This is a genomic window from Candidatus Schekmanbacteria bacterium, assembly GCA_003695725.1.
In the GTDB taxonomy this organism is placed as follows: Bacteria; Schekmanbacteria; GWA2-38-11; order GWA2-38-11; family J061; genus J061.
On record RFHX01000352.1, the window covers coordinates 1 to 3,127 of the forward strand.

Annotated in this window: 4 protein-coding genes; 2 read left to right on the forward strand and 2 right to left on the reverse strand. The window is 36.9% G+C overall.

Annotated features, from left to right (window positions below):
* Nucleotides 1-8 precede the first annotated feature (8 nt).
* The gene (locus D6734_12745) at nt 9-929 is read right to left on the reverse strand and encodes a type II methionyl aminopeptidase (GenBank protein ID RMF92245.1); all 921 of its coding nucleotides are present in this window, start codon (nt 927-929) and stop codon (nt 9-11) included.
* Nucleotides 930-1,080: 151 nt separating this feature from the next.
* Here D6734_12745 and D6734_12750 point away from each other — a divergent pair, with 151 nt between their 5' ends.
* Nucleotides 1,081-1,425 (forward strand): hypothetical protein, encoded by a 345-nt coding sequence (locus D6734_12750; GenBank protein ID RMF92246.1) that lies wholly within the window; start codon nt 1,081-1,083, stop codon nt 1,423-1,425.
* Between the two features lie 28 nt (nt 1,426-1,453).
* On the opposite strand, the gene D6734_12755 is transcribed toward D6734_12750, so the two are convergent.
* Nucleotides 1,454-2,272, reverse strand: a complete 819-nt coding sequence (locus D6734_12755) for a prohibitin family protein (GenBank protein ID RMF92247.1) — start codon at nt 2,270-2,272, stop codon at nt 1,454-1,456.
* A gap of 118 nt (nt 2,273-2,390) precedes the next feature.
* Here D6734_12755 and D6734_12760 point away from each other — a divergent pair.
* The coding region (locus D6734_12760) for an AsnC family transcriptional regulator (protein RMF92248.1) at nt 2,391-3,127 on the forward strand (737 nt) is incomplete at its 3' end.

Sequence of the window (3,127 nt, forward strand, 5' to 3'; positions counted from 1 at the left end):
CTGCGAATCTATCTCGTAGTAATCAAAATATTGCCATTCGCAATAAGAAATGTGTTCTCAAACTGGCTTACTGCTGATTTCGTTTTTTCTATGAGTAGTGGATATTGTTTTAGGATTCCTTGTTTTTCAAAAATTGAAAGAACAAATCTGAGTTTTCTAAAGCCTGCTTTCTCAAGCCATCTTGTGCAGAAAGGACGTGTTTTATAATTTTCTTCTATAAATGCAAGAATTTCACGAGAATAGCTGTCCCTGACTTTTGCACCAACCTTCGAAAGCGCGAAAATCCCTCCGCCAGCTCCCTCGTAGATTTCTCCGCGACCGTATGTAAGGAAGGGCTCTACTGCAAAAGCAATTTCATCTAATATGGTTTCTGAAGGGTTCTTGTAATTTGGGATTGTGATTCCTGCGTGTATGGTGTCTTTTCCAAGTGAATGTCCACAAAGACCGCGAACTATGGAAAAATTGGTGCCATTATCAGAGTTGAATTTTAAGAGGGCTTCTTCTACGGCGATTCCAACTTCGTTTAGTTTCATTTTGGGTTTTACAATTTTTTCAACATTGGACAAAACAAGCCGATTTGCTTCAAGAAGATGCTTATGTTCCCCACCTGTTAAATCAATAGAGATGGCAGTGTCTGCGATGTATCCATCAACACAAACCCCAATATCTACTTTCAAAAGCCCGCCGGCTTTCTTTTCGCAAGACAAGTCTGGAGTAAAGTGTGCTGCAACCTCATCAATAGATAAATTGACTGGAAAAGCTGGAGTTGCTCCAAACTTGGCTATTTTGTCATCAATAGCAAGAGCTATGTCAATTAGCTTCATGTCTTTTTTTACAAAGTTTTCTACGAATTTTTTAATCTCTCTGGCAATATTTCCTGCACGAACATAGGAATCAATTACTGAATCATCCATTAAACAGAACAGCATAAAAGGTTTATAATCCTTACCCAAATAACCAACAAACCGTTTCCGTTCCGGCAGGTCATTTTATGACAGAATAATCGCAATGAGATTAAGAATATAATAGTTGACATAACTTAAACGCAAGTCTTTTAAGGAATAAAAACTTGGATAATTAATGAAAAAATCTACGATAATAATCCTTGGAATTATCATTGCAATTATAATGTTTCTTTTGACAATGCCTCGGGCAGGTCCTTATGATTCATTTGCAGACTGTATCTCAAAAAGCGGTGCAATAATGTATGGGACTGACTGGTGCCCTCATTGCAAGGCTCAAAAAAAGATGTTTGGAAATTCTTTTAGAAAAATTAATTACATTAACTGCGATGTTGAAAAGAATAAATGCCTTGTCCAAGGGATATCTGGGTATCCAACCTGGGATATAGGTGGAAAAAAATATGAAGGAACTCAACCGCTTGAGAAACTTTCTGTATTAACTGGTTGCTCAATAAAAAAATAAAAAAAGTCCGAAAATTTCGGACAAAAAATTATTTTTTAAGGGGGAGCATTGGGACCATCTTCTGGTCGTATGGGGTTATTACAAAAGTTGTGTTATCTGAGTTAGTTAGTGCTTCTAATGTCGTTATATACCTCCATTGAAGGTACTCCGGGGTAAGGCTTTCTGCTATAATCTTCTGAGCATCAGCAATACCCTTTGCTTCGATGCGTTTTCTCTCAGACTCTTTCTCTTCTCGCATCAATGTAAACTCCATTTGTTCTGCTTCCTGCTTTGCTTTTATCTTCCGGTCAATTGCAGCGGTAACCTCTTTTGGGAGACTTACGCCCCTTAGAAGAACTCTTTCAAGCTCAATACCGTTGCCTTTGTATATTCCCCTTAGCTGCTCTTCTATTTCAGATGAAATCTTCCCACGATTAAAGTTGTAGAGATCTTCGGGAGAGTGGCTTGCTACAACATCTCTTGCTACATTTCTAAGCGGAGATACAATAGCGATTTCCTGGCTTTCTTCCTCAACACCAAATCTCTTGTAAAACTTGTCCGCCTCAGTTGGGATTAGGTGGTACTGAACTGCTACATCAATTGTTGCCATCATACCCTGGTTTGTTGGAACAGTCATTGTTTCTTTTCTTTCCTGAGTTCTGACACTCATGTCAATTGCAGAAGAAAGTGGATTTTTCATGTGTATCCCTGGCTCAAGCTCTTTTTCATAAACATGGCCTAACTTGTCAATGACAGCAACATAGCCTGCCGGAACTCTGGTACAACTTCTTAATCCAACAATAAGGGAAAGAAGTCCTGCTGCAATTGCTCCTCCAATTTTGCTTCCTTTAACGCTTTCTTCTCTCATTTTTCGTTCCTCCTTTCAATTCATAAAAAATAGAATTCAATAAGCTTGATTAATCTTTATCTTACTTTTTACGGACAACACTAAAAAATTTTATAAAGAACGAAATTTTGAAGTAATTATGAAGAAATCAAAAACCCTTGATGCAAAGGACCTAAGAATTCTAAGAGAACTTGAAAATGATGCAAGAAAGAGCATTACAAGCATTGCAAGGAAAGCGATGGTTAGCAAAGATGTTGCAATTTACAGGATAAAAAAACTTTTTAATGAAGGTGTAATCAAAAGCATCAAGCCAATTATTGACACCTTTCTTTTGGGAATCACAACATATTCAATTATTTTGGACTTGCACAATCTCAAGAAAAACACCCGCAAAGAGATTTTAGAAAATCTGCGCTCCAAAAAAAATATTTCAGTGAATAAATTTTTGCAAAGCGATAGTGACCTTGAAATTTTAATTGATGTGAAGCTTCCAGGAGACCTTTACCAATTCTATGAAAATTTCTTAGCTAAGTATGCAAAATTTATCCAAAAAATAGAACTCTCCGTTGTGACAAAAAAGCATTTTTTTGGAAATAGGTATCTCTTAAACACAAGTAACTCGGTTATTCTTGAGGGAACAAAAAAATTCCTAAAGATTGATGAAAAAGATTGGGATTTGCTTGAAATCTTAAAAAAAGATCCGCGAATTCCGGTAATTGACATTGCCCAAAAACTTGGAATTTCGAGCGTCTCCGTTATAAGGCGTATAAGAAAACTCAAATCAGAGGGGGTTATTCGCGGATACCTTGTTATACTTGATAATCGTGCCATTCATAGGGAACTTTACAAAGTAAGAGTTCTTCTAAGGAATGCTTC

What these genes read in the sequence shown, in the direction of transcription:
- D6734_12745 (RMF92245.1), bottom strand. Translation starts at nt 929, where the DNA reads ATGCTGTTCTGTTTAATGGATGATTCAGTAATTGATTCCTATGTTCGT.
- D6734_12750 (RMF92246.1), top strand. Translation starts at nt 1,081, where the DNA reads ATGAAAAAATCTACGATAATAATCCTTGGAATTATCATTGCAATTATA.
- D6734_12755 (RMF92247.1), bottom strand. Translation starts at nt 2,272, where the DNA reads ATGAGAGAAGAAAGCGTTAAAGGAAGCAAAATTGGAGGAGCAATTGCA.